General features: G+C 71.1%; 22 protein-coding genes. 11 read left to right on the forward strand and 11 right to left on the reverse strand.

Translation table 11 applies throughout. The features are described from left to right. Positions 1-186: 186 nt before the first annotated feature. Positions 187-870, forward strand: a complete 684-nt coding sequence (gene rpe, locus OWC43_RS07645) for a ribulose-phosphate 3-epimerase (RefSeq protein WP_137829532.1) — start codon at positions 187-189, stop codon at positions 868-870. Then, entirely contained in the window at positions 864-1,622 is a 759-nt protein-coding gene (locus tag OWC43_RS07650) for an HAD-IA family hydrolase (RefSeq protein ID WP_393956241.1), read from the forward strand. Before rpe ends, OWC43_RS07650 begins: the two co-directional genes overlap by 7 nt. Positions 1,623-1,679: 57 nt before the next feature. Here the strand turns inward: OWC43_RS07650 and OWC43_RS07655 are convergent, their stop codons facing one another. The 3 genes from OWC43_RS07655 to OWC43_RS07665 all read right to left on the reverse strand — a co-directional run bounded on the left by OWC43_RS07655 (position 1,680) and on the right by OWC43_RS07665 (position 5,367). Next, complete coding sequence (locus tag OWC43_RS07655) at positions 1,680-2,444, reverse strand: SDR family NAD(P)-dependent oxidoreductase (RefSeq protein ID WP_393956242.1); 765 nt, start codon at positions 2,442-2,444, stop codon at positions 1,680-1,682. Between the two features lie 153 nt (positions 2,445-2,597). Further along, a complete protein-coding gene (locus OWC43_RS07660; RefSeq protein WP_393956243.1) occupies positions 2,598-3,509 on the reverse strand; it encodes an alpha/beta hydrolase in 912 nt (303 codons plus the stop codon). Between the two features lie 394 nt (positions 3,510-3,903). Continuing rightward, positions 3,904-5,367 (reverse strand): MFS transporter, encoded by a 1,464-nt coding sequence (locus OWC43_RS07665; RefSeq protein ID WP_393956244.1) that lies wholly within the window; start codon positions 5,365-5,367, stop codon positions 3,904-3,906. Between the two features lie 119 nt (positions 5,368-5,486). Between OWC43_RS07665 and OWC43_RS07670 the strand changes: the two genes are divergently transcribed. From OWC43_RS07670 to OWC43_RS07685, 4 genes are all read left to right on the forward strand, one after another. After that, on the forward strand, positions 5,487-6,110 hold the full coding sequence (locus OWC43_RS07670; protein WP_137829537.1) for a TetR/AcrR family transcriptional regulator: 624 nt from the start codon (positions 5,487-5,489) through the stop codon (positions 6,108-6,110). Positions 6,111-6,154: 44 nt separating this feature from the next. Further along, complete coding sequence (locus OWC43_RS07675; RefSeq protein WP_393956245.1) at positions 6,155-6,607, forward strand: GNAT family N-acetyltransferase; 453 nt, start codon at positions 6,155-6,157, stop codon at positions 6,605-6,607. Positions 6,608-6,816: 209 nt separating this feature from the next. After that, positions 6,817-10,116, forward strand: a complete 3,300-nt coding sequence (locus OWC43_RS07680) for a helicase-related protein (protein WP_393956246.1) — start codon at positions 6,817-6,819, stop codon at positions 10,114-10,116. Between the two features lie 43 nt (positions 10,117-10,159). Next, on the forward strand, positions 10,160-10,597 hold the full coding sequence (locus tag OWC43_RS07685; protein WP_393956247.1) for an RNA polymerase sigma factor region1.1 domain-containing protein: 438 nt from the start codon (positions 10,160-10,162) through the stop codon (positions 10,595-10,597). Between the two features lie 15 nt (positions 10,598-10,612). Here the strand turns inward: OWC43_RS07685 and OWC43_RS07690 are convergent, their stop codons facing one another. The 7 genes from OWC43_RS07690 to OWC43_RS07720 all read right to left on the reverse strand — a co-directional run bounded on the left by OWC43_RS07690 (position 10,613) and on the right by OWC43_RS07720 (position 17,369). Then, the gene (locus OWC43_RS07690; protein WP_393956248.1) at positions 10,613-11,770 is read right to left on the reverse strand and encodes a GNAT family N-acetyltransferase; all 1,158 of its coding nucleotides are present in this window, start codon (positions 11,768-11,770) and stop codon (positions 10,613-10,615) included. A 2-nt stretch (positions 11,771-11,772) separates the two neighbouring features. Beyond that, positions 11,773-13,173 carry a lipopolysaccharide biosynthesis protein gene (locus tag OWC43_RS07695; protein WP_393956249.1) on the reverse strand — a complete coding sequence of 467 codons (1,401 nt, stop codon included), beginning with the start codon at positions 13,171-13,173 and terminating at the stop codon, positions 11,773-11,775. A 130-nt stretch (positions 13,174-13,303) separates the two neighbouring features. Further along, positions 13,304-13,813, reverse strand: coding sequence for a hypothetical protein (locus OWC43_RS07700; RefSeq protein ID WP_393956250.1), 510 nt, complete (start codon positions 13,811-13,813; stop codon positions 13,304-13,306). Next, complete coding sequence (locus OWC43_RS07705; RefSeq protein WP_393956251.1) at positions 13,803-14,672, reverse strand: hypothetical protein; 870 nt, start codon at positions 14,670-14,672, stop codon at positions 13,803-13,805. The genes OWC43_RS07700 and OWC43_RS07705 overlap by 11 nt, the downstream gene beginning before the upstream one ends. 121 nt (positions 14,673-14,793) lie before the next feature. Continuing rightward, complete coding sequence (locus OWC43_RS07710) at positions 14,794-15,006, reverse strand: hypothetical protein (RefSeq protein WP_393956252.1); 213 nt, start codon at positions 15,004-15,006, stop codon at positions 14,794-14,796. A 354-nt stretch (positions 15,007-15,360) separates the two neighbouring features. Further along, positions 15,361-16,311 carry an SGNH/GDSL hydrolase family protein gene (locus tag OWC43_RS07715; protein WP_393956253.1) on the reverse strand — a complete coding sequence of 317 codons (951 nt, stop codon included), beginning with the start codon at positions 16,309-16,311 and terminating at the stop codon, positions 15,361-15,363. Then, positions 16,233-17,369: an OpgC family protein gene (locus tag OWC43_RS07720; RefSeq protein ID WP_393956254.1), complete on the reverse strand. Its 1,137-nt coding sequence runs from the start codon at positions 17,367-17,369 to the stop codon at positions 16,233-16,235. The genes OWC43_RS07715 and OWC43_RS07720 overlap by 79 nt, the downstream gene beginning before the upstream one ends. Positions 17,370-17,825: 456 nt before the next feature. Here OWC43_RS07720 and OWC43_RS07725 point away from each other — a divergent pair, with 456 nt between their 5' ends. Next, complete coding sequence (locus OWC43_RS07725; protein WP_137829549.1) at positions 17,826-19,208, forward strand: class II 3-deoxy-7-phosphoheptulonate synthase; 1,383 nt, start codon at positions 17,826-17,828, stop codon at positions 19,206-19,208. 24 nt (positions 19,209-19,232) lie between these two features. Here the strand turns inward: OWC43_RS07725 and OWC43_RS07730 are convergent, their stop codons facing one another. After that, positions 19,233-20,186: a GlxA family transcriptional regulator gene (locus OWC43_RS07730; RefSeq protein ID WP_393956255.1), complete on the reverse strand. Its 954-nt coding sequence runs from the start codon at positions 20,184-20,186 to the stop codon at positions 19,233-19,235. A gap of 282 nt (positions 20,187-20,468) precedes the next feature. Between OWC43_RS07730 and OWC43_RS07735 the strand changes: the two genes are divergently transcribed. The 4 genes from OWC43_RS07735 to OWC43_RS07750 all read left to right on the forward strand — a co-directional run bounded on the left by OWC43_RS07735 (position 20,469) and on the right by OWC43_RS07750 (position 25,812). Next, positions 20,469-21,719 (forward strand): sarcosine oxidase subunit beta family protein, encoded by a 1,251-nt coding sequence (locus tag OWC43_RS07735; protein ID WP_137829552.1) that lies wholly within the window; start codon positions 20,469-20,471, stop codon positions 21,717-21,719. 113 nt (positions 21,720-21,832) lie between these two features. After that, positions 21,833-22,180: a sarcosine oxidase subunit delta gene (locus tag OWC43_RS07740; protein WP_393956256.1), complete on the forward strand. Its 348-nt coding sequence runs from the start codon at positions 21,833-21,835 to the stop codon at positions 22,178-22,180. Then, positions 22,173-25,208 (forward strand): sarcosine oxidase subunit alpha family protein, encoded by a 3,036-nt coding sequence (locus OWC43_RS07745; RefSeq protein WP_393956257.1) that lies wholly within the window; start codon positions 22,173-22,175, stop codon positions 25,206-25,208. The genes OWC43_RS07740 and OWC43_RS07745 overlap by 8 nt, the downstream gene beginning before the upstream one ends. Further along, positions 25,201-25,812 carry a sarcosine oxidase subunit gamma gene (locus tag OWC43_RS07750; protein WP_137829555.1) on the forward strand — a complete coding sequence of 204 codons (612 nt, stop codon included), beginning with the start codon at positions 25,201-25,203 and terminating at the stop codon, positions 25,810-25,812. The genes OWC43_RS07745 and OWC43_RS07750 overlap by 8 nt, the downstream gene beginning before the upstream one ends. Positions 25,813-25,868 lie beyond the last annotated feature (56 nt).

Here is a 25,868-nt window from a genome sequence, read left to right on the forward strand (position 1 = left end):
CGCGCCGACCCGCTGGGCTAAGGACGCCAGATGTTCCGCGACCACCGCCCGTGCGATCGGCGCGAAAGTCCACTACATCCGTGCCGCCGGTCGCCCTAGACTCTTCGTGGGTGACCGTCCCCCGGACGGCGTGTCTCGTCCCGAGCCGCCGCACCGCGCCCGTCCCGAGCCTGCCAGAGCCTGCCCATGACCCTCATCGCACCCTCGATCCTCGCCGCCGACTTCGCGCGCCTCGGCGAGGAGACGCGGGCCATCGCCGAGGCCGGGGCCGACTGGATCCATCTCGACGTGATGGACGGACATTTCGTGCCGAATATCAGCTTCGGTCCGGCGATCGTGAAGGCATTGCGGCCCTGGACCGACAAGCTCTTCGACGTTCACCTCATGATCGCGCCGGCCGATCCCTACCTCGCCGCCTTCGCCGAGGCGGGCGCCGACGCGATCACCGTCCATGCCGAGGCCGGTCCGCATCTCCACCGCTCGCTCCAGACGATCCGGGGATTGGGCAAGCGTGCGGGCGTGGCGCTCAATCCCGGCACGCCCGCCGCCATGATCGAGCCGGTGCTCGACATGGTCGATCTCGTGCTGGTGATGACGGTCAATCCCGGCTTCGGCGGCCAGAGCTTCATCGGCTCGGCACTGGAGACGGTGTCCCGGGTCAAGGCCCTCGTGGGCGGCCGCTCGATCGGCATCTCGGTCGATGGCGGCGTCACACCCGAGACCGCCGGCCCCGCCGCCGCGGCCGGTGCCGACATCCTGGTCGCCGGCTCCGCCGCCTTCAAAGGCGGCCCGGCCGCCTACGCGGCGAACGTTGCGGCGATCCGCGCGGCGGCGGAGACGGCCACCGGTCGGGACGGCGCGCGATGCTGAAGGCCCTGATCTTCGACGTCGACGGGACCCTGGCCGAAACCGAAGACCTCCACCGGCAGGGCTTCAACCGTGCCTTCGAGACCCTCGGTCTGCCCTGGCACTGGTCGCCGGAATTCTACGCCGATCTCCTGAAGGTGATGGGCGGCAAGGAGCGCCTCGTCCACTATATCGAGCGCTTCCATCCGGACGAGGCGGAGGCGCTGAAGGCCCGCCTGCCGGAGATCCACGACCTCAAGACTCACTATTACGGGGAGCTTGCCGAGGGCGGGCAACTCGGGCTGCGGCCCGGAATCGGACGGCTGGTCGGTCAGGCGCGGGAGCGCGGTGTGCGGCTCGCCGTCGCCACCACGACGAGCCGGCCGAACATCGACCTGCTGCTCCGCCTCAATTTCCCCGGCGCCCATCCGTTCGACGTGATCGCGGCGGGCGACGAGGCGGCGCAGAAGAAGCCCGCCCCCGACATCTTCGCCCTCGCGGTCCACCGCCTCGGCATCGATCCGTCGGAAGCCATCGCCTTCGAGGATTCGGCCGCCGGCATCCGCTCGGCGCTCGGCGCCGGCCTGCCGGTGCTCGCCACCCGCAGCCGCTACACCCGCAGCCACGCGCTGGACGGTGCCTTCTCGGCAGTCTCCGATCTCGGTGAGCCGGGAGCGCCCCATACCCACCTGCACGGCGTCGCGTGGCCGGGCGGGGTCGTCACCCTCGACGCGCTCGCCGACTGGCACGCCGGCCACCTGCACGGCGCCGCCTGACGCGCCCGGACCAACCGGGCCCGGGAACATCGTGCGCTCCTCTGTGTGAGAGCCGTCTCAGCTGAGCGCCGGCTGCCCGTTGGAGGCCGAGAGGCCGCCATCGACCGGCAGGTTCACGCCGGTGATGAAATGCGCATCCTCGCTCGCCAGGAAGGCGATGGCGCCGGTGATGTCGTCGGGCTTGGCGCCGCGGCCCATCGGGATGCGCTCCTCGAACTTGGCGACGAGTTCCGGCTGGTCCTGCATGCCGGCGGTGAAGGGCGTGTAGACCAGGGACGGATTCACCGCATTCACCCGGACACCGCTCTTCGCCTCGTCCAGAGCGACCGCGCGGGTGAAGTTCGTCACCGCGCCCTTGGCGGCACAGTAGAAGCTGTGGTTCCAATCCCCTCCGAGTCCGGAGACCGACGAGACGTTGACGATGCAACCCCGGCTCTGGCGCAGATGCGGCAGGGCGAAGCGGGTCATGTAGAACACGCCGTAGAGGTCGGTCTCGATCACCACCGAGAAGTCCTTCAGGTCGCCCTCGTCGACCTTGCCGAGATGATCCTTGCCGGCATTGTTGACGAGCACGTCCAGCCGGCCGAATTGGTCGATCGCCGCCGCGATCACCTCCTTGCAGCGATCCGCGTTCGACAGGTCGGCGGCGTGCACGAGCGTGTCCTCCGCGCCGATCTCGCCCGCGACCTTGCGCAGGCCGTCCTCGTTCAGATCGGCGAGGACGAGCTTGGCCCCTTCCTGCCCGAAGCGACGCGCCGTGGCCTCGCCGATGCCGGAAGCGGCGCCCGTCACGAGCACGACCTTGCTGGAAAAACGACCCATGATTGTCCCGCTTCCCTCCGACCGATGCCGGGTTCGCTGCAATTCCGGCTCAACGGCAGGCGGTCAGGCGGGTTCCGGCGGCGAAATCACACGTGAGGGAGGGAGAAGGGGGAGCCGGATCGTTGCGACCGTGGTGGAAACCGAGGTCGACCCTCAGCGCCCGTTCCACGGTCGCCGCATGAACGCCGCGAGGGCATCCACGACACCGGCAGCGAGCGGTTTGTCCGGCTCCCCATAGGTCGCAACATTGGCCGCTCGATCGTCGGACGCGACGCGCTTCAGGACATGGTTCGTGTCCGGGAGGAGGACCAGCTCGGCATCGGGGCGCGCCCGGTGCAAACGTTCCGCGTCGGCCCGCCCGACCTGGATGTCGCGCAGACCCTGGAGGATCAAGGTCGGTCCCGTAGTGGTCGCGATCAGTTCGGCGGGATCGTGTGCGAAGGCGCTGATCAGGAAGCCTTGTATCTCGGGCCGAAACAGCGGCTGCAAGGCTGGATCGATGTCGTCCGATGCCACCCGCTGCCCGACCTCAAGCTGAGCGATGACGGCCTCGGCGCGTTCGCGGATCGGTGCGTTGGCAGGGTTGCCGGCGATCTGCGCGCGGAGCACGTCGCCGAGCTTGCGCCCCGTTGCCGAGACGAGCAGCAGCCCGCAGAGGTCGGCCCCCTGCCGGGCGGCGACCAGCGCGGCCAGGGCACCCTCGCTGTGCCCCAGTACCCAGACGCACGGCGTTCCCATCTGCTCCCGGATGGCGGCGACCCAAGTCCGAATGTCGGCGGCGTAATCCTCGACGGTGACAGCGTTGGCGTCCGGGACGGCGCGCACGCTGCTGAACAGGCCGCGCTTGTCGACGCGAACGCTCCTGATCCCGCGCGCGGCCAGCCCCTCCGCGATCAGGCGGTACGGCGATGCCCGGATACCGAGCGGGTTGTTGCCGTCACGGTCGGTCGGTCCTGAGCCCGGAACGATGAGGACGACGGGGCCATCGGCGTCGGCGGGTCCCGACACCGTTCCCGCGAGCGGCCCGGCGGGGCCCGGTGCCTCGATCGAACCCGAATCCCGCATCGGCGCTGCCTCCGAACGGGCTATGGCCAAGGCCATCAGGCAGGCCACAACCCAGCATCTCAGCCTTCGCTCCAACCCAACGGCCCTGCTCTCGACGGGATCGGCCGGGACGGCACGAGCGCCGCCCGCATCCGGCAGCGTAGCACGGGGATGCACCGGTGGGGCCTGCCCGGCGGTCGATGTTCGCCCGCGCCATCGGTTCCGTCCGAGGGCCGCCGGATCGCCGGCCATCGGCCGATGCCATGGCCGTAGCCCGGGTCGATGCGCGATCAGCACCAGCACCCTCGTGTGATCAGGGGGCGCTCATCGGTGAGCGGCTTTTTCCCCTGAAGGGCATGCGTGACGATGGCCGACCTCCTGCGGCGACATCCGTCGGCCAGCGGAGGGCCGGCGATCATGTCGGCAGCTTCCGCGGCAGCCACAGCCCCGCTGCGACCGCCACGAGCAGCGTGGAGGTGCCTGCGAGGCCGGCTACCGCGTGTAGCCCGGTGACGAAAGCCTGCTTCGCTTGAAGCGCCGCCTCGGGCGGAAGGCCGGGGTGAGCCAGCGTCTCGTTCAGTGTGCCGGCCAGGCCGGGGCCGAACAGCCGGAAGCAGAGGGCGGAAACGGAACCGAGCAGAGAGATGCCGAGCGCGTTGCCCAACTCGTTGCTCGTCTCGGCGATCGAGCCGGCCGCACCCGCCCGTTCGGCGGGCACGGCGGACACGGCGATCTCGGCGACCAAGCTGAACGACAGCCCATAGCCGAGACCCGCCACGATGGTCGAAGCGATGAGGGCGGGACCGCCCGTCTCGACCGTGGTGAGGAGAAGCAGGAGCACGCCGGTGCCGATCAGGGCGTGCGTTGCCACCAGCGCGGCTTTGCGACCGACGCGCTCGACGATTCGGCTGGTGCCGATGCAGGTGACCGTGAGCGTGATCGCACCGGGCAATGTCAGGAGCGCCGCGGCGAGCACCGGATGGTCAAGCACCGCTTGCAGGTAGATGCCCGAGAGAGAGCCGGTCGCCGACCAGACGACGAGCGACAGCAATCCCGTGAGGATGGCGATGGTGAAGACCGGATCGCGGAACAGGTTGAGATCCAGCAGCGGATCGTCGATCCGTCGCTGCCGGTCGATGAACAGCGCCAGCGCGCCGAGGCCGAGGCCGCCGACGAGCGCCTGTCGGCTGCCGAAGCCGTCAGCGGCCGCCGTCTTCACCGACCAGACGGTGAGCAGGAGCCCGAGGAAGGAGAGGAGCAGGCTCGCAAGATCGATCCGGCCGCTGCCGGCGTCGCGCACCTCGCGCAGAAACACGGGCGCCGCCACGAGGAAGATGACGACGACGGGAACGTTGATGAGGAACACGACGCCCCACGCGAACGACTGGAGCAGCAGGCCGCCGAGCACGGGGCCGATTGCGAAGCCGGCCGCGAAAGTCGCCGCGAAGAGTCCGATGGCCTGCGCTCGCTCGCGAGGATCGGGGAACAAGGCGCTGACGATCGCGAGGCCGGAGGGCAGAAGCGTTGCGCCGCCCAACCCCATCAACGCCCGGCAGGCGATCAGCGCTGCGGGCGTTTCCGAGAACGCCGCGCCGAGCGAACCGAGCCCGAAGACACTCGCGCCGATCATGATGAGTTTCAGCCGCCCGTGTCGGTCCCCGATGGTGCCGAATGCGATCAGCAGCGCACTGACGAGAAAGCCGTAGATGTCGAGGATCCAGAGGGTCTGATCCGCCGTCGGTTTCAGCGCGGCCGTGACGCGCGGTATCGCGAGATAGAGTACCGAGCCATCCATCGCCACGAGCAGCACGAGGCTGAGGACCGTGAGGAGCCCGAGCCACGATGACCGGCGGGACGGCAGCGCGATGGCATCGATCATGGGCGGGCTTCTCCGTACGATGGACACACGACCGCCCATGCCGCGCGGATCGCTCCGGCGGGTTGCAGCCCGATGCCCACTAATATATACTAAAAGTAGGCTACGATCGGTATATAGAGATGTCAACCGCACCGTCCTCATCGCGCCGCATCCGCCTCAGCCGAGAGGACCGGCTGATCCAGCTCCTCGACGTCGCCTGGCGCATCATCCGGGAGGACGGCACGGATGCCCTGACCCTCGGCCGGCTCGCCGAGCAGGCCGGCGTCGCCAAGCCGGTCGTGTACGATCATTTCGGTACGCGCAGCGGTTTGCTGGTCGCGCTCTACGAGGCGTTCGACCGGCATCAGACCGCCATCATGGATGCGGCCTTGGCCGGCGCCGGGCCGACGCTTGCGGAGACGGCCGCCGTGATCGCCTCGTCCTACGTCGATTGTGTTCTCACGCAGGGGCGCGAGATCCCCGAACTGCTGGCGGCGCTCGCGGGATCGCCGGAACTGGAGGCGACGAAACGAAGCTACCTGGCGGCGTTCATGGAGAAGTGCCGAGGGGCGCTCGCGCCCTTCACGAACAGCCGCACCCTCGCAACGGCCAGCCTGTGGGCGATGCTCGGAGCGGCCGAGGCGCTGTCGAAGGCCGCCGTTACCGGGGAGATCACGCCCGAGCAGGCCAAGGATGAGCTGCATCGGCTGATCGTGGCGACGGTCGGGAGGGATGGAAGCGTTGAGATTGTCCCGGCTCGTTAACGCGAAGCGGGCTCCGATCGATGGGCGAGGGACAGCCTGGAACGATGACTGTGAACCTACGCCCGGCCACGTCGGTCGATGCCGTGGATGGCAGTCGCGTCCTGCGGCGCGCGATTGTCGAACTCTGCTATGCCGATCACGGGGGTGATCCGGCTCTGATCGCGGCCTGGATCGCCAACAAAACCCCTGAAAACTGGCTGGCGTGGCTGATGCAGCCGGGCGCTTCGCTTTTCGTGGCCGAGCGCTCGGCCGCGCTGGTCGGGGTGGGGATGGTCGATGCGGGTGGGATGATCCTCCTCAACTACGTTGCACCTGAGGCGAGGTATCGGGGGGTGAGCACCGCGTTGCTCAAGGCGATGGAGCAAGCCAGCATCGAACGTGGCGCGACCGCCTGTCGGCTGGAGACCACGAAGACCGCCAGACCTTTCTACCGAAGCCGAGGTTATGCGCCTGTCGTGGCGGACACTCCGATGATCTTGGCTAAGAACCTCGCCTGAAGTCCGCTGGGGATCCCCCGGCCATCGTCCCGGGAGTCGTGGGAATGGGCCCTCGCCCCGGCGCCGGCCCGAATCACCTTTCCATCCACCGCCCGGCGCAACGCCTCTGTGGACCGTGACGAAACGGAAGGGGACGGCGCGGGACCCGGCCGGGCCGAACGGCGTTTGGAGGGGAGCCCGGTCCTGAACCGGCTCATCAGGGATCCTCGATGGCCAAGTCCAAGCCCGCCCCGCGCCGCAGCGACGCCCCGGAGCCGAACGCCGTCCCGCTGGTCCCCACGGGGGCGCTCGCCATCTCTCTCCTCAGCCTCCTCGACGGACCTCGGCCGCTCGTCCACGTGGCGCGCGACGGGCGCAGGCTCGACGAGGTCGCCGCCATCCTGCGGGCGCTCGCGCCGGAACGGCAGGTCGCCGTCTTTCCCGAATGGGATTGCCTGCCCTTCGACCGCGCCTCGCCCTCGCGCGGGGTGATGGGAGCGCGCGCCGGCGTGCTGCGCTGGCTGACCGACCGGGACGCCCTGCCCGACATTCTCCTGACCACGGCACCGGCCCTGCTCCAGCGGGTGCCGCCGGCGCAGACGTGGCGCGAGGCCCATGTCGAGATCCGCGTCGGTGACCGCCTCGATCCGGAGGCCCTGACCGCACAGTTGCGGCGCATGGGCTACCATCTCGACGACCGGGTGGACGAGCCCGGAGAGGTCGCGATTCGCGGCCGGACCATCGATGTGTTTCCCGCCGCCGCGCCGCTGCCCTGCCGCGTCGAGCACGCGAACGGGCGCGTCGCGGCGATCCGCTCCTACGACCCGGTCTCGCAGCGCTCCCGCGTCGAGACCGATCGGCTGGTGATCGATCCGGCCACCGAGATCGTCCCCGGCCCCGATTCCGACATCGCGGTGACGCCGTTCACCGGCGAGGAGCACCGGCTGGCCCGCTATTACCCCGCGCTGTCGACGGTGCTCGATTACGTGCCGGAGGCGCGCCTCGTGGTCGAGTCCGGCGTGGAGGGCCGCGTCTCCGCCGCTTTCGAGCAGCTCGAGGAGGCCCGGGACGAGCTCGGATCGCCGGGCGCCGAGAGCGACACGCTCTATCTCGACCCCTCCGATTGGGCGGATCTCGTCGCCCGCCACGGCATCGCCACCGCCGATGCGGCGGAGGGCGAGGCGGTCGCGCTGTCCCCCTTCGTGCGAGAGAGCCGGCCCGAGGCCGCCTTCGCCCGGACGTTGAAGGAGCGCCTGAAGGCCGGTGACCGCATCGTCCTGACGGGGCCCAAGGCACCGCTCCGCCGGCTCGTGCGCGCCGCCGCCGAGCAGGACGGACGGACCCTGCGCCTGATCGACGGCTGGAGCGAGGTGGCGGCGGCGGCGCCCGGCGCGATGCTGGCGATCGAGACGCCGATCCAGGCGGGGTTCCGGGTGCCGGAGGTCGGGGCGACCGTCATCGCCGCCGCCGACCTGCTCGGCGGATCGGATGCGGGCACGCCGCGGCAGGCCGCGATTCTGCCGATCGGCGAGGTCGAGCTGCGGATCGGCGACGTGGCGGTGGACCGCGATCACGGCCTGTGCGTGTTCGAGGGCTTGGACGCGCTCCCCGGCGACGATGCCGGCGAGGGGGGTGGCGAGGATGCCCTGCGTCTGCGCTTCGCCGACGGGGCGATCCGCATGGTGCCGGCGTCCCAGGCCGACCGCATCTGGCGCTACGGCTCGGAGGTCGAGGCCGTTTCCCTGGACCGCCTCGACGGTGGCAGCTGGGGCCGGCGGCGGTTGGAGACGGAAGCCACCCTGGCCAAGGCCGCCCGCGCGATGCTGAAGGCCGCGGAGGAGCGCCGCACCGCCCGCGCCCCGCGCCTCGTCCCGCCGCCGCGGGAGATGGAGCGCTTCGCGGCCGGTTTCGGCTTCGCCCTGACCGGCGATCAGGCCAGGGCGGTCGAGGACACCCTGGCCGATCTCGCCACCGAGGTGCCGATGGATCGGCTGGTCTGCGGCGATGTCGGCTTCGGCAAGACAGAAGTGGCCCTGCGCGCGGCGGCGGCGGCGGTCTTCGCCGGGCGACAGGTCGCCGTCATGGCGCCGACGACCGTGCTCGCGCGCCAGCATGCCGAGACCTTCCGGCGGCGCTTCGCCCGCTTCGGCATCGCGGTGGCGCAGCTGTCGCGGCTGGTGGCGCCGGCGGAGGCGCGGCGGGTGCGCGAGGGCCTCGCCGACGGCTCCGTGCGCCTCGTGGTCGGAACGCAGGCGCTCGCCGGGCGCGGCGTGCGCTTCCACGATCTCGGGCTGTCCATCATCGACGAGGAGCAGCGCTTCGGTACGAAGACCAAGGCGTCCCTACGCCGGGCCGCGGGCGACGCGCATCTCCTGACGCTGAGCGCGACCCCGATCCCCCGCACCCTCCAGGCGGCGATGGTGGGTCTGCAGAGCCTCAGCGTAATCGCCACGCCCCCCGCCGTGCGCCGGCCGATCCGCACGGTCATCGCGCCGTTCGCGGACGATACGCTGCGCGCCGCGCTCAACCGCGAGCATGCCCGCGGCGGACAGAGCTTCGTCGTCTGCCCCCGCATCGAGGACATCGCCCCGATGGCCCGGCGTCTCGCCGCCCTCGTGCCCGATCTCGACGTCGTGACGGCGCATGGCGAGATGAAGCCCGCCGAGATGGACGCCGCCATGGTCCGCTTCGCCGACGGCGAGGGCGACGTGCTGCTCGCCACCAGCATCATCGAGAGCGGCCTCGACGTGCCGCGCGCCAACACGATGCTGGTCTTCGACGCCGAGCGGTTCGGGCTGGCTCAGCTGCATCAGCTGCGCGGGCGGGTCGGGCGCGGACAGCGGCGAGGCAGCGTCCTGCTGTTCGGTCATCCGGACAAGCCGCTGAGCGCCAGCGCCGAGAAGCGGCTGCGCACGCTGGAGGCCCTCGACCGGCTCGGCGCGGGCTTCGCCATCGCGGCGCGCGACCTCGATCTGCGCGGAGCGGGCGACCTCGTCGGCGAGGCCCAGGCCGGACATGTCGCCCGCGTCGGCCTCGGGCTCTACCAGCACCTGCTGCAACTGGCGCTGCGTGCCGCCAAGGGCGAGCCCGCCGAGGATTGGAGCCCGGACCTGCGGATCGGCGTGAGCGGGCGGGTGCCGGCCGACTACATCCCGGAACCCGAAATCCGGCTGAGCCTCACCATCCGCCTCCTGCGCCTGCGCAGCCGCAACGAACTCGACGCCCTGCGCGACGAGGTCGAGGACCGGTTCGGCGCGCCGCCGGAGCCGGTCGAGGCCCTGTTCACCCTGGCGGCCCTGCGCATCGGATGCCTCGGTCTCGGCATCGCGCGCCTCAGCGGCGGCCCCCAGGGGATCGCCGCCGATTTCCACGCCGACCGGGCGGTGCCGATGATGCCGGTGTCGGACGCCGTGACGCTGCGCGAGCGGCGGGTGGTGTGGCGCCGGGGCGGCGGCGATCCCGCCGAGCGCGCGCGTCAGGCTGCCGCGCTTCTTCGCCACTTGGAGAAGGCAGGAACGCGGCACAGGTGACGGGAAAGGCCTGCGCGCCGCAGGACCTCGCGTCAGGAGCCCCATGTCGACGATCGATCGCGCCACCCTCGACCGGCTCGTCGCTCTCGGCCGCGCGCGGGGCGAACTCTCCGCCGACGATCTTCAGCGGTTCCTGCCGATCGATGCGATGGATGTGGACGCCCTCGTCCTCGTGATGCTGGAACTGGACGCGGCGGGCGTGAGCGTCGAGCCGGAGGCGTTCGGGCCGCGGGGCGAGCCGCCGGTGGGGCCGGTGCCCGAGCTGCCCGCCCCCGCGCGGGGCGCCCCGGCCCGGAATCCGGCCATGGAGGCGGCCGCGCGAACGGGGGCATCCGGTTCCGCGCGCGGTGCCATGAATGCGGGAGCGGCGACCGGAACCGCCTCGGCCGGATCCGCGGAGGCGCAGCCGGCCGACCGGATCGTCCTGTTGGCCGGGCTCGTGGCCTTCGTCGTTCTGGCGGGCGGGCTGCTGCTCCTGTGAGCGCCCGGCGCGCGCCTATCGCCGCCCGATGAGCCGCTTCATCTCCGCGCGGGCGCGATGCTCGAAGCGCGCGAGGTCGGCGCGCCGCTCCAGCGGGAACAGGCTGGCACCGGGGGGCAGGGCCAGGATCTCGGCGATCCGGGCCCGCTCGGGATAGAGATGCTCCAGGGGCGAGCCGGGCAGCGTCGCCGAATCAAGCCGATCCGCGAAGGCGGTGTCGTGCAGGGCGCGCACGATCTGATCCTCCAGCACCAGCCCGGGAGCGTAGCTGCGCAGGGTTTCGTCGTAGGCGATCTTCAGGAGATAGGCGGTGCGTCCGGCCACGAGGGCGAGGCTCGCGGCGATCAACCGGCCGTCGAGCCGCGCGCAATCCGCCCGCACCGTCGGCGGGTCGGCCGGAGCCGCCTCGTCCTGCCGGAACAGGGCCCGGGCGAACAGGGCGCTGTCCGGGCGGCTTGCCAAGGCCGTGCCCGCGGCGCCCTTCCAGCCGGCGGCCTCAAGCTCCAGGAAGGCGTCGAGCGCCCGCTCCAGCGCCGGCCCCGTCGTCGTCACCTCGAAGGTCAGCGCCCCCGCCTCCCCGAGGCGGCGGCGGCGGCGGCGCAGATCCTTGAGGCGGCTCTTGTGGGGATGGTCGGCGAGGAAGGCGGCATGGTCCGCGCGCCGGTCGAGGACCGGGCGCTCGAAGCTCCCCACGGTGGCGACCTGCCAGCCGGCCCGCTCCAGCGCGGCGACCAGCCCCGCGCCGAGACGGCCCTCGACGGGGAGAAGCGGCCAGCGCCAGCAGCGGCCCCCCGAGGCGCGGGCGAGGCCCGTCACCAGGGCATCGAGCCGGTCGTCGAGATCGGGACCGTCGGCGACGAGGGGGGTGGTCTCCGTCACGTAGGGGGAGAGGAAGGGCTGCGCCACCGCGCCGCCGAGCCCGGTGATGTCGGCCCGCAGGACGAAGGGCAGCAGCCCCGACAGACCGTCGGGGCCGCGCACGGTGACCGCGGCGAGATCCGCCGGCCCGAGCCCGCTCGCCCGATGCGCCTCGACCGGGCGGCGGCCGTAGAACGGATGCGGCGCGACGGCGTGCCGGGTAAGGGCGTCCCAGGCCACCGCCTCGATGGCGGCGACGGGTTCGATGGCGGCCTCGAACGGGACCGGCGGGGCGGAGCGCAGCGGGAGGCCCATGGTCAGGCAGCACCGTGGCCGCGGGTGAAACCCGGGAGGAAGGAGAGGGGGAAAGCGGGTGTCGCGATCCCGTGCACGGCATAGGCGCCCGCCGCCATGGCGAGCCCGCGCAGCGCGCTGGCGCCGGCCATGGCGAGCGCCGCCCCGATCACGCCGAGCCAGGGAATGAGGACGAGGCAGAGCAGGACCGCGAGTGCCAGCATGGCCACGGTGATGGCGACGCAGAGCCGTTCGCCGCCGAGCATGGTCAGGATGTCCTCGCCCGGTCCGAACAGGCTCGCCGTGACGCCGCCGGCGACCAGGATCGCCAGCACCGGCAGGCTGTCGTGGAAATCGGAGCCGAACAGGCCGAGCAGCAGCGGGGCGGCGGCGAGCACGCCGAGGCCGACCAGCGCGGTGCCGAGGAAGGTCCAGCGCGCCTGCGCCCGCACCAGCCCGGCGAGCCCGGCCTCGTCGCCCTCGGCGCGGGCGGCGGCGAAGCGCGGCGCGGTGGCCGCCGAGGCGGCGTAGGCGACGAAGACCACGAATTGCTGGATGCGGGTGGCGGCGAAGTACAGGCCGACCGCGGCGGGCGGGGCGAGGAAGCCCAGCAGCACCACGTCGATGAAGCCGAAGGCGCTGGTGGCGAGTTCGGCCGCCGCGATTGGCAGGCAGGCGCCGAACCAGATCCGCCAGCGGTAACGCCGGGGGCCGGCGGGGAGGTGGCGGCGCAGACGCGCCAGCAGCAGGACCCCCTGGATGGTCGCCGCAATGCCGGTGGCGACGAGGGTGCAGGCGATGGCGACCCAGGCATGGGCGGGGGCGCCGAACAGGACGGCGCCGACCATGCCGACCATGATCAGGCCCTGCCGCATCAGGTAGGGCGGGGCGATGGCGAGCATCGGCCAGCCCTGGCTGCGGGCCACCCCTTCGAGATAATCCTGGAAGGCGAAGAGCGGCACGACGAGGACCGCGACGAGGACCGGGCCGCCATAGGGGCCGTCGAGCAGATCGTGTCGGATCTCGGTGAGGGCGAGGCCGGCGAGGGCGAGACCCAAGCCGCCCGCCGCGCTGGCGAGCGCCCCGCCCAGCAGGAAGCCGCGCACCGCGTCGAGATGGCCGTGGGCCCGCTCGACGGGCAGGAAGCGACAGGCGCCCTGGGCAAGCCCCAGGGTCGCGGTGTGGCCGAGGATCGCGATCCAGACCCAGACGGTGGCGAAGATGCCGTATTCCGCGCCGCCCATCATCCGGGCCATCAGCACCTGCGCGAGATAGGCGCAGCCGGCGGCGGCGATGCGCAGGCCGAACACGCCGACCGCCGCCCCACCGGCGCCCGATCGGGCCGCCAGCAGCCGGGCGCGTGCCCGCTCGGGGAGAGACGGGGCGCCCCGGAGGGAGCCGGCCGCCAACTCGTCCGCCGCCATGGCTGCACCCTCCCGCGGCGCCGGATGCGGGAAGGCCGACGCGCTCTCGGTGCAACTTAATCAGGGCGGTGTTTCAACCAGGTTAAGCCGCGGATGACCTCTTTCCGGCCTCCGTCGCCCGGTTCCCCGCTCAAGTCTCCGCCCAAGATTTCGCCCAGGCCGACGCGTCGAGATCGCAGGCTCCGGCCGCCAGCACCGCGTAGACCCGTTCGCCTCCGGGCCCGGCGGGGTCCGCCGAGGCGAGGCGCAGACGGGACAGGAGGTGGGAGGTCCAGGTCGCCCAGCCCGGCTGGTCCGGGTAGGCGCGCCCTCGGAACAGGAAGGAGACCTTGTCCCCCGATCCGGCAAGGCGGAAGATCAGGTCGCGGTGATAGCCCTGGGTGGCCACGTTCGCGAGCAGCACGCGGCAGCCGTCGCGCGCGCCGGAGGCCGCCGGCAGGTCGACGAGCCCCGCCTCCACCTGCGCCGAGAACCCCGCCTCGGCGAGGAAGGCCCGCATGCCCTCGCGGATCGCGTCGTCACCCGCTTGGCTCGAGGCGCGGGCCTCGGGCAGGGTCCAGAGCTTCAGCGGCACCGAGGCCGCGAGCAGGACGAGGAGGAGCGCCCGGAGAACGGATCGCGTCGAAACTCTAGGCCGCATGGCGCGCCATCCGGCGAACGGTCGGTGGGGAGACTTCCCGATCGTGTCGGCACATTCCGAATTCGAAGACGCAGAGCATCACGGCCACGAACAGCCAGCTCGCCACGCTCGCGCCGAGGCCGCCATGCAGCGTGTCGTGATGCGCCGGAAAGGCGGCGATCAGGCTGATGCGGCCGACATTGAGGGCGATGATCAGGCCGGCACAGAGCCCGCACCAGGGCAGGCCGCGGCGCAGCCCGATGCCGCGTAGCGTGCAGAACATCGTCCAGCACAGGACGACCAGGGAGAGGTTGAGCATCGAGGAGCAGCTCGACTCGATCCAGAGATGCGTGCGTCCGTCGGCGAGGGCGAGGGTGTTGCCGAGCCGCGGCAGGCCGAGCACGGCGCTCACGAGCATCGCGTCGAGGGTCAGGACGACCCCGCTGAACAGCGACAGGGCGAGCTTGCCCCAGAACATCGGGACGCCGACGGCGAGGAGCAGCCATCCGCCCCGCGCCGCTGCGGAGTCCCGCGCCGCGTGCGCCACGACGTTGAGGGCCATCAGCGTCAGCCCGATCCAGGCGACATGACGGAGCGGGACGAGGATCAGGGCGAGGACGGCGAGGTGAATCGCGAACTCGGTTCGTCGCATCCCCCGGTCGGGCTCGGCCGCCAGCAGCCGGGCGACGAGTGCCAGGGCGATCCAGACGATGGCGCTGATGCCGAAGGTTCCCATCACCGCACCGGCCAGACCCGATGCCGCGACCGCGTCGCGCACCGGGTGGAGAAGGGCGTTGAGGAGGCCGACGACGAGCAGGGCGAGACGCGCCTCGCGCTCGTTGAGCAGCGCCTTCCGGGCCGCCGGGGCATCGGACGCCACGCTTGTCACCATCCGCTCCGCTTCCGCCACGACGGTACCAAACGGCGCAGCGCCCGAACGCGCCGCGCCGAGATCCGCCGATTGGCCGCTCGCCTCAGAGATTCTGTTCCTTGGCGCTGACTTATTGGGCGTCCGTCTTGGCGGCGCGGCGGCGCATCAGCATGTAGGCGCCGGCGGCGACGAGGAACGGCAGGCCGACGGCCGCCTCCGGACCAGGCGCGCCGCGGCCGCCACCGAACAGGCCTCCCAGGAAGCCGCCATGACCGGCGGCGGCCGGCGTGGCGGCCAGCGCGACGATGCTGGCGATGCCGACGATGTTGAGAATTCGCTGCACGTTTGCCTCCTCCGAGCCCATGCTCGAGCAACACTTTGCTTAGCCTGAGTGCTGCGGAGGCTCATCGTGGCGGTCTACGTAGCCGGGCCACCGATATGACGTGAGGCCATCGCCGTCGAAAACGCTCGCGATCGTCGTTCGGACAATTCTCCATCTCGGGGCATGCCGCCGAAGCATGGAATTGCGATGACGGACATCCCGGTCTCCTGGGCGGGAGCCGTGATCCGCCCGCGCGGTCGCTTCGACGGGTGAGCCTGTCGCACGCAAAGGCCGGCCGGGCGGGCAGCCCGGAGGATGGGGGCGGTGGGAGGCCGTCGCTCAAGCCAGGATCGGCCTGCGGGGGGAACGGCCTGACTAGTTCCCCCGCGGGACGGCATCGGAGGATTCGCGACCCGTGGCGGGGCGGGTCGCGGTGCCGGTCCGGTCGGGATCCGTTTCCGGCTTGGCCGGGTCCGATTGCAGCAGCGAGAGAGTGATCGCGCGGGTCGCGTGCTCGGCCATGCAGCGCAGGCCCAGATCGTTCAGCCGGAACCGGCGGCCCAGCATGTGCGCCTCGTCGGTGCTGCGGGTCGAGAGGTAGCGCATCGCCGCGTAACGGTGGACCAGCGGCACCGCCTCCCGGCGCGCGACCTCCTGCACGGTGTGGACCATGCGGTTGTAGTAATCGTCCTCGGCGAGGCTCGCGGTGAAGACCGGATCGATCAGCACGATGTCGATGTCGTGCGACATCACCCACTTGACCGATTCGTCGAGCGCCTCGGCGAAGGAGTCGATATCGACCCGGGCGAGCGCGTCGTTGGTGCCGACCTGCCAGACCACGAGATCGGGTTCGACCTCCGCCACGATGGTGCGCAGGCGTTCGCCCGCCCCGCTCGCGACCTCGCCGGGCAGGGAACGCGCCTCGACATCGATCTGCACGTCGGGCAGCGCGCTCTCCAGCGCGTTCTCGAGCTTGACCGGATAGCTCGACGCGGCGCCCAGGCCCGCCGAGGAGGAGCCGATTGAGAGCACCCGGACCGGCCGCTTCTCCTTGAGCGCGGCCTTGACCGCCTTGAGCTTGGCGAGGGTGTAGAGCTTGGAGCCGGGCACGCGGCATTCCGGCGAGAGGCTCTGGTCGAGCGCCTCCGCCGTCTGTGCCGGGGCCGACATGGTCGGAGCCGGAGCGGCCGGCAGCGTCTCGGCGCGGGCCGGCACCGAGGCGAGGAGACCGATCCCGAGGGCGAAACTCAGGCCGGCGGAGAGGCCGAGCGCGGGGCGGCGCCGTCGGGCGGCGTCCGTGGGGCGCGCGGCTTGCGGGCACGCCATTCGACGAACCATGCGGTGAAACCCAGTGCGAACAGGCCGGACCCTACGACCGAAATGTCAACGAAGATACCGCCTCCAGTCTGGAAGCGCACGAACTGCGCGGCCAAGCTTAACAGTGAACCCATCGAGAAGACCGCGAGGGAATTGCGGCCCAGGCCCGAGAGGAAGCGGGCGAGCGGCATCACCCTTGGCGCGATCAGGCCGTAGACCGCCTGAAAAGCGAGCACCACTCCGCAGAAATGGATGAGCCGGCCGGGCGAGAGATACGTCTTGTCGAAGGTGAAGACGAGGCGCGGCTCGGGCACCAGCATCGGATCGGGGCGCAGCTCCAGCACGGCGAGGACGAAGCCGAGCGCCACGAGGGCGATGCCGAGCGGCGTCAGCCGCCGGGCCAGGGACCGCAGCCGCGGGCTCTCTCGGCTCATCTCGTTCGCGAGGAAGCCGAGCACCAGCAGCAGCTGCCAGCAGAGCGGATTGAAGAACCAATCGCCCTCGCCCGGCCAGGATGGAAAGTTCCACTCGAACACGAGGCTCGCGCCGTAGAGCGACAGCGACAGGGCGAGCAGGAGCGTCCGGCTCAGGCGGCCCACCAGCACCACCAGGGGGGCGATGGCGATCAGCACCACGTAGAGCGGCAGGATGTTGAAGAAGCCGAGCTGGTGCGTGAGCAGCACGATGCCGACCATGGTCTGGATCGGGTCGCCGAAGAAGCCGCCGGCATTGTGCCATTCGAGGATGAGCGGATTGTCGAGGTAGAGCGCGCAGCCCGCGATCATGGCGAGCGCCAGCGACATGATCACGATCTGCGCCCGGTACACCTCGATCGTGCGCGACAGGAGCCGCAGCACGGTGGTGAGGCGCGGCTCGGGCTTGCCGTCGCGCCCCCGGGTCGCGAGCCCGATCGACCAGCCGGCCAGGAACACGAACAGCTCGGCGGCATCCGAGATGCCGTATTGCGAGAAGGTGTAGCGCTCGAAGAAGTTGCCCGGGATGTGGTTGACGAAGATCGTCACGAGGGCGACGCCGCGCCAGAAATCGATCGCGTTCGGCTCGCGCATCAGGCTCCACGTTCCGGCGGTGTGACGGCGAAGCAGCAGGATCCCGGCCTCCCGGGTCGGGACTCGGCTCCCGTCCGGTACCGTCCCGGGACCCGCGACCCGGAAGCGGAAGGCGCGTTCTGATAGACCGCAGCAGGGCCGCTTGGAAAGCCACGGAGCGGTGATCCCTGGCTTCGAGATCCGGGATTGCGCCGCCATCCGAAGCCGTCGCCATCCGTTCCGGGGGCGCGACGGGCGCCAGCCCGAAAATCACCCCCGACATCGTCCCGCGACGCGTCGCGCGGTGGCGTCGAGCGGGACGACTGAAGATGAGGGGCATGGGCGAGGCATGCGGGCAAGATTTCGTGCCCCGCTCTGCCAACTCGCCACCTGCGGAAAACCTCTCTATAAGCCGCGCTTCGCGCGAGGCGGGAGGGCCCGCGCGCTTCACCTTTTGAGGTGAGCGGAGAGAGTGTCATGACCGAGCGGTGGACCCCGAAGACCTGGCGCAACCTGCCGATCCAGCAGGTGCCGTCCTATCCGGACGCGGATGCGCTCCAGGCCGTGGAGAGCCAGCTCTCGAGCTTTCCCCCGCTGGTCTTTGCCGGCGAGGCCCGCAAGCTGAAGGCGGCGCTGGCGCGCGTCTCGACGGGCCAGGCGTTCCTGTTGCAGGGCGGCGATTGCGCCGAGAGCTTCGACGAGCACTCGGCCGACAACATCCGCGATTTCTTCCGCGTCTTCCTGCAGATGGCGATGGTGCTCACCTTCGCGGGCGGCTCGCCGGTGGTGAAGGTCGGCCGCATCGCCGGTCAGTTCGCCAAGCCGCGCTCCTCGCCGACCGAGACGCTGGAGGGCGTGTCGCTGCCGAGCTACCGCGGCGACATCATCAACGGGCTGACCTTCACGGAAGAGGCGCGGATTCCCGATCCGAAGCGCCAGCTCGAGGCCTACCGGCAATCGGCGGCGACGCTGAACCTGCTGCGCGCCTTCGCGACCGGCGGCTACGCCAACCTCGAGAACGCGCATCGCTGGATGCTGGGCTTCGTGAAGGACAGCCCGCAATCCTCCCGCTACCGGGACGTGGCCGAGCGGATGTCGGACGCGCTCGACTTCATGCGCGCCATCGGGATCAACCCGGAGACGCACCAGGAGGTGCGCACCACCGACTTCTACACCAGCCACGAGGCCCTGCTGCTCGGCTACGAGGAGTCGCTGACCCGCGTCGATTCGACGAGCGGCGACTGGTACGCCACCTCCGGCCACATGCTCTGGATCGGCGACCGCACCCGCCAGCCGGACCACGCGCACGTGGAATACGCCCGCGGCATCAAGAACCCGATCGGCCTCAAATGCGGGCCGAGCACGACGCCCGAGGGGCTGATCCGCCTGATCGATCTGCTCAATCCGGAGAACGAGGCGGGCCGCCTCTCGCTGATCTGCCGCTTCGGTGCCGACAAGGTGGGCGACCACCTGCCGAACCTGATCCGCGCGGTCGAGCGCGAGGGCCGCTCGGTGGTGTGGGTCTGCGATCCCATGCACGGCAACACCATCGCGGCGGGCCGCTACAAGACGCGGCCCTTCGAGCGGGTGATGCAGGAGATCGAGGGCTTCTTCGGCGTCCATCGCGCGGAAGGGACCATCGCCGGCGGCATCCATCTGGAGATGACCGGCAAGGACGTGACGGAGTGCACGGGCGGCGCCCGCGCGCTCACGGCCGACGACCTGCAGGACCGCTACCACACCTATTGCGACCCGCGCCTCAACGCGGAGCAGGCGCTGGAAGTGGCCTTCCTCACGGCGGAGCTCGTCAAGCGCGAGCGCGCCGAGATCGAGCATCCGCGCCTGGACGCGGCGGAGTAAGGTTCTGACACGGGCGTCGGCGGGTCATTCTGCCTGCCGACGCCGTCGCCGCTCCGCCCGCGCCAATTCCTCGGCATTGAGAAAACCCGTCGCCGCGGCGATCTCGGCCGCCGGCATCGCGGTCTCGCGGCGCAGGCGATGCGCCTGGTCGAGGCGCAGGCCGAGATAGTGTCGATGCAGGCTCGTCCCGAGCCGCTCGCGAAACAGCCGCTCCAACTGCCGCACGCCGATCCGGGCGAGATCGGCGAGCGCCTCGCGGGTCAGCGGGGCTTCGAGATTCTCTTCCATGGCGGCGAGCACCCGCAGGAGCCGGGGATCGCGCAGGTCGAAGCGCTGGCGCAGGGCCATCCGCTGCGGGCTCAGGCCCTCGCGGATCTGGTTGTGCAGGAACCAGTCGGCGACGCCCGCCGCGAGGCCGGGGCCATGGTCGCGCCCGATCCGGTCGAGCATCATGTCGAGCGCCGCGATGCCGCCCGAACAGGTCATTCGGTCGGGACCGACCTCGTAGAGCGAGCGCACCACCTCGACCCGCGGAAACCGCTCGCGGAAGGCCGGGATATGCTCCCAATGGAGGGTGCAGCGCCGACCGTCGAGAAGCCCTGCCCGCGCCAGCAGGTAGGGTCCGCCGGAAAGGCCGCCGATCACCGCCCCGGGCCGCAGGCTGAGCCGGCGCAGCCATGCGAACAGGGCCGGATCGTCGAAGTCCGACGGGTTGCCGCCCGCGCAGACGAGAATCCAGTCGGCCCCCGGTGATTCGGCGCCGATCGCCACGTCGGGGGCGACCGTCAGCCCGTTCGAAGCGGGCACGGGGCAATCGCCGGGCGCGGCGTGCCACCAGCGGTACAGGATGCGGCCCGACAGGGCGTTGGCCGCCCGCAGCGGCTCGACCGCCGCCGCGTAGGTCATCAGCGCGAAATCCGGCACCAGCACGAAGCCGACCGTCGTCGGCGCGGGGTCGGGGAGGGGGGTGGCGCACATTCTGCCGCGATCTGCGGGAAAGACGTCGCGATTTGCAAGGGGCGATCGGCCGAGCGGGCGTATGTAGGGCTTCGTGCCGAGGGGCGGTGGATCCCATCGATCCAATCCAACCCCCTCATCCTGAGGTGCCGCGAAGCGGCCTCGAAGGAGGGCTCCAGTGTATCGCGCGATCCCTGGAGCCCTCCTTCGAGGCCCCTTGCCGAGGCAAGGGGCACCTCAGGATGAGGGGATTTGGTGGGACTTCGCCACCGTCTCCACCGGCGATCCAAGAGAGTCGTGGCGATGCGCTATTCCCTCTTCAGCGTCCTCGGACAGGCCCTGCGGGGCCAGCGGGACTGGAAGCCCCAGTGGCGCGACGCGGCGCCGAAGGCTGAATACGACGTCGTCATCGTCGGCGGCGGCGGCCACGGGCTCGCCACCGCCTATTACCTCGCCAAGGAGCACGGCATCACCAACGTCGCCGTGCTGGAGAAGAGCCATGTCGGCTCCGGCAATGTGGGCCGCAACACCACCATCGTGCGCTCGAATTACGGGCTGCCCGGCAACATCCCCTTCTACGAGCACTCGATGAAGCTCTGGGAGGGGCTGGAGCAGGACATCAACTACAACGCCATGGTCAGCCAGCGGGGCGTGCTGAACCTCTACCATTCGGACGCCCAGCGCGACGCCTATGCCCGGCGCGGCAACGCCATGCGCATGGCCGGCATCGACGCCGAACTGCTCGACCGCGAGGGCGTGCGGGCGATGGTCCCGTTCATCGATTTCGACAATGCCCGCTTCCCGGTGAAGGGCGGCCTGCTGCAGCGGCGCGGCGGCACCGTGCGCCACGACGCGGTCGCCTGGGGCTATGCCCGGGCGGCCAGCGACCGCGGCGTCGACATCATCCAGAACTGCGCCGTCACCGGCATTCGCCGGGAGAACGGGCGCGTCACCGGGGTCGAGACCAGCCGCGGCTTCATCGGCGCGAAGAAGGTCGGCCTGTCGGTCGCCGGCTCCTCCTCGCTCCTGGCCGCCATGGTCGACATGCGGCTGCCGATCGAGAGCCACGTGCTCCAGGCCTTCGTCAGCGAAGGCGTGAAGCCCTTGATCGACTGCGTGATGACCTTCGGCGCCGGCCATTTCTACGTCAGCCAGTCGGACAAGGGCGGCCTGGTCTTCGGCGGCGACATCGACGGCTACAATTCCTACGCCCAGCGCGGCAACCTGCACACCATCGAGGACGTGATGGAGGGCGGCATGGCCCTCTGGCCGGGGCTGGGCCGCCTGCGGCTGCTGCGCCACTGGGGCGGCATCATGGACATGTCGATGGACGGTTCGCCGATCATCGACCGCACCGATATCGGCGGCCTCTATCTCAATGCCGGCTGGTGCTACGGCGGCTTCAAGGCGACGCCCGCGGCGGGCTTCTGCTTCGCCCACACCATCGCCCGCGACGAGCCGCATCCCCACAGCGCCGCCTACCGCCTCGACCGCTTCGCGACCGGTCACCTCATCGACGAGAAGGGCATGGGCGCCCAGCCCAACCTGCACTGATTTTTTGCGTCCCATCCAATCCCCTCATCCTGAGGTGCCGCGCTCCGGCACCTCAGGATGAGGGGGAGAATGGGATCGGCCCGAGCAACGCCAACGAGGACGGACGAAGAGCCATGCGCATCCGATGCCCCTATTGCGGCGAGCGCGACAACGGCGAGTTCAGCTATCTCGGCGACGCCGCGCCTGTCCGTCCCGACGGAATGGACGCCTTATCCGAGGCGATGCACGACTACGTCTACCTGCGCGACAACCGCGCCGGGGAGATCCGCGAGCTCTGGTATCACGCCGCCGGCTGCCGCTCCTGGCTCGTCGTGACCCGCGACACCCGCACCCACGCCATCACCGACGTTCAGCCGGCCCGCGAGGTCGCCAAGACTCGCCTCGCCAAGACCCGCCGCGCCGAGACTCGCCTCGCCGAGACCCGCACCGTCACGCCCGCCGGGAGTGCCTCCCATGCTTGACCGCACGCCGACCTTTCCGCTGCCCGTCCGCGAGGCGGAGCAGGCGGGTCCGCCCCAGCCCTTCCGCACCGCTTCCGGCGGCCTGATCGACCGCCGCCGGGCGCGCGACTTCACCTTCGACGGGCGCCAGCTCACGGGCTATCACGGCGACACGCTGGCCTCGGCGCTGCTCGCCAACGGCGTGCGGCTGGTCGGACGCTCCTTCAAGTATCACCGGCCGCGCGGCCTTCTCTCGGCCGGTTCGGAGGAGCCGAACGCCCTGGTCGAGCTGCGCACCGGCGCCCGCCGCGAGCCCAACACCCGCGCCACCATGGCCGAACTCTACGAGGGGCTGGAGGCGACCAGCCAGAACCGTTGGCCCTCGCTCGCGGTCGATGCGCTCTCGGTGAATGCCCTGCTCTCGCCAGTCTTCGCGGCGGGCTTCTACTACAAGACCTTCATGTGGCCGGCCGCCCTGTGGGAGAAGCTGTACGAGCCGATGATCCGGCGCGCGGCGGGCCTCGGCCGGGCCGCGAATGCGCCCGATCCCGATAGCTACGAGCACGCCCACGTCCATTGCGACGTCCTCGTCATCGGCGGCGGCCCGGCCGGCCTGTCGGCGGCGCTCGCCGCCGGGCGCTCGGGCGCCCGCGTCATCCTCGTCGACGAGGATTTCCGGCTGGGCGGCCGTCTGCTGGCGGAGCGCCGCGAGATCGACGGGCTCTCCGGCTCCGATTGGGCCGCGCAGGCCGTGGCCGAGCTGGAGAGCCTGCCCGAGGTGCGGCTCCTGCCCCGCACCACCCTGTTCGGCGTCTACGATCACGGGGCCTACGGCGCGGTCGAGCGGGTCTCCGACCATCTCGCCGTGCCGGCCGCCCACGCGCCGCGCCAGCGGCTGTGGCGGATCGTGGCCAAGCGCGCGGTGCTCGCCGCCGGCGCCATCGAGCGCCCGCATATCTTCGGCGGCAACGACCGGCCCGGCGTCATGCTGGCCGGCGCGGTGCGGACCTACCTCAACCGCTACGGCGTGCTGCCGGGCGCCCATCCTGCGGTTTTCACGTCGAGCGACGACGGCTGGCGCACGGTCGCCGACATCGCCGCAGCGGGCGGGCGCGTGGCCGCGGTGGTGGATTCCCGCCCCGACGTTCCGGTGGCCCTGCGCCGCATGGCGGAGGCCGCGGGGGCGCAGGTGGTGGCCGGGGGGCAGGTGATCGGCACGCGCGGGCACCTCGCCCTGTCGGGCATCGAGGTGCGCGACGCCTACGGCAGCACGCTCCGCATTCCCTGCAATACGCTGGCCATGGCCAATGGCTGGAATCCGGTGGTCCATCTGGATTCCCACCTCTCCCGCCGTCCGGTCTGGGAGGAGGCGATCCACGCCTTCGTGCCAGGCCAATTGCCCACCGGCATGGTCGCGGCCGGCGCGGCCTCGGGCCGGTTGACGCTGGCGGATGCCCTGGAGAGCGGCGCCCGACTCGGCGCCGAGGCGGCGGAATCCTGCGGCTTCGCGGCCGAGACCGCCGGGACGCCCCGGACCGATCCGGAATCGACCGCCCACACGCCGCTCTGGCGCGTCGCCAAGCCCAGGGGCAAGGCCTTCGTCGATTTCCAGAACGACGTGGCGGCCTCCGATGTCGAACTCGCCCACCGAGAGGGGTTCCGCGCCGTCGAGCTGCTCAAGCGCTACACCACGCTCGGCATGGCGACCGATCAGGGCAAGACCTCGAACCTCGCCGGCCTGTCGATCATGGCCGAACTGACCGGCCAGAACATTCCCTCGGTCGGCACGACGGTGTTCCGTCCGCCCTTCACCCCCGTCGCCATCGGGGCCTTCGCCGGTCATCACCGCGGCAAGGAGTTCCGCGCGAGCCGGCATGTGCCGAGCCATGCGTGGTGCCTCGAGAACAACGCCCAGTTCCTGGAGACCGGCCTGTGGCTGCGCCCGGCCTATTTCCCGCGGGCGGGTGAGACCGACTGGCTGCAGACGGTCGTGCGCGAGGTCGAGACCGTGCGCAGCAGGGTCGGCCTGTGCGATGTCAGCACCTTCGGCAAGATCGACATCCAGGGCCGCGACGCGCTGACCTTCATCGAACGGGTCTGCGCCAACCCGTTCGGCACCCTCAAGGTAGGCCGTTCGCGCTACGCCCTGCTCCTGCGCGAGGACGGCTTCGTCCTCGACGACGGCACCGTCTCGCGCCTGGCCGAGACCCACTTCGTGATGACGGCCTCGACCGCCAACGCCGCGAAGGTGATGCAGCACCTCGAATTCTGCCGCCAGTGGCTCTGGCCGGAACTCGACGTGCAGATGGTCTCGGTGAGCGAGCAATGGGCGCAATATGCCGTGGCCGGCCCGCGGGCCCGCGACGTGCTGCGCAAGATCGTCGATCCGCAGCACGACCTCTCGAACGAGGCCTTCCCCTTTTTGGGGGCGGCCGAGATCACCGTCGGCGGCGGTATCCCGGCGCGGCTGTTCCGCATCTCGTTCTCGGGCGAACTCGCCTACGAGATCGCGGTGCCGGCGGGCTACGGCGACGCGGCCTGGCGCGCCATCCTGCAGGCGGGCCTGCCCTACGGCATCTGCCCCTACGGCGCGGAGGCGCTCTCGGTGATGCGCATCGAGAAGGGGCATGCGGCGGGCGCCGAGATCAACGGCCAGACCACGGCTCGCGACCTCGCGCTGGGGGGCATGCTCGCCAAGAAGAAGGACTATATCGGCCGCGTGATGAAGGAGCGCCCGGCGCTGACCGATCCGGAGCGGCCGATCCTCGTGGGGTTCCGCCCGGTCGATCCGAGCCAGCGCCTGCGGGCGGGGGCCCATTTCCTCGCCCTCGGCGCCGAGCCGAGTCTGACCGCCGACGAAGGGTACATGACCTCGGCCGCGTTCTCGCCGTCGCTGGGTCACTGGATCGGGCTCGGCCTGATCCGTCGGGGCAACGAGCGCCACGGCGAGCGGGTGCGCGCCTACGATCCGGTGCGCGGCGGCGATGTCGAGGTCGAGATCTGCAACGCCGCCTTCCTGGATCCGGCGGGGGAGAGGATGCATGGCTGAGATCGCGACCCTCTGGCGGCCCCGCGGGGCCTGGGATCTCTACGCGCAGATCGGTCGGCACGGCCGGCGCGACGGTCCGGCCGGGCTGATCGTCGCCCCGCGCGAGGGGCTGGCGCTGGCGAGCATCACCGCTGCCGACGGCGCCGGGGATGGGCTCGCCGAGGCGATCCGGGCGCGGTTCGGATTGTCGCTTCCGGAGCCCGGTGCGGCCCTGTTCTCCGGCGAGACCGGGCTCGTCTGGTCCGGCCCCGACCAGTGGCTGGCGCTCGCCCCCGCCCGCGGCGACCTCGACGGGCTCGGCGCGGCGCTCCAAAACCTCGCCGCGGTGGCCGACCAGAGCGACGGGCGGGCGGTGCTGCGGCTGTCGGGCCCGGACGCGCGCCGCGTGCTGGAGAAGGGCGTCTCGGTCGATCTTCATCCCCGCGCCTTCGCGGCCGGGCGCACGGCGGTGACGGCGGTGGCCCATATCGGGGTGCAGCTCTGGCAGCGCGACGACCGCCCGACCTACGAGCTCGCCGTCGCCCGCAGCTTCGCCGGAAGCCTCTGGTCCTGGCTCGAGGAGGCCGCGGCCGAATTCGGATGCGAGGTTCGCGCAAGCGCCTGAGGCGTCTCGCCCGCGCGACGGAATGCGCGGCCCGATGAGAGCCGACGGCCCGCTCC

This window comes from Methylorubrum sp. POS3 (assembly GCF_043352485.1).
Classification (GTDB): domain Bacteria; phylum Pseudomonadota; class Alphaproteobacteria; order Rhizobiales; family Beijerinckiaceae; genus Methylobacterium; species Methylobacterium suomiense.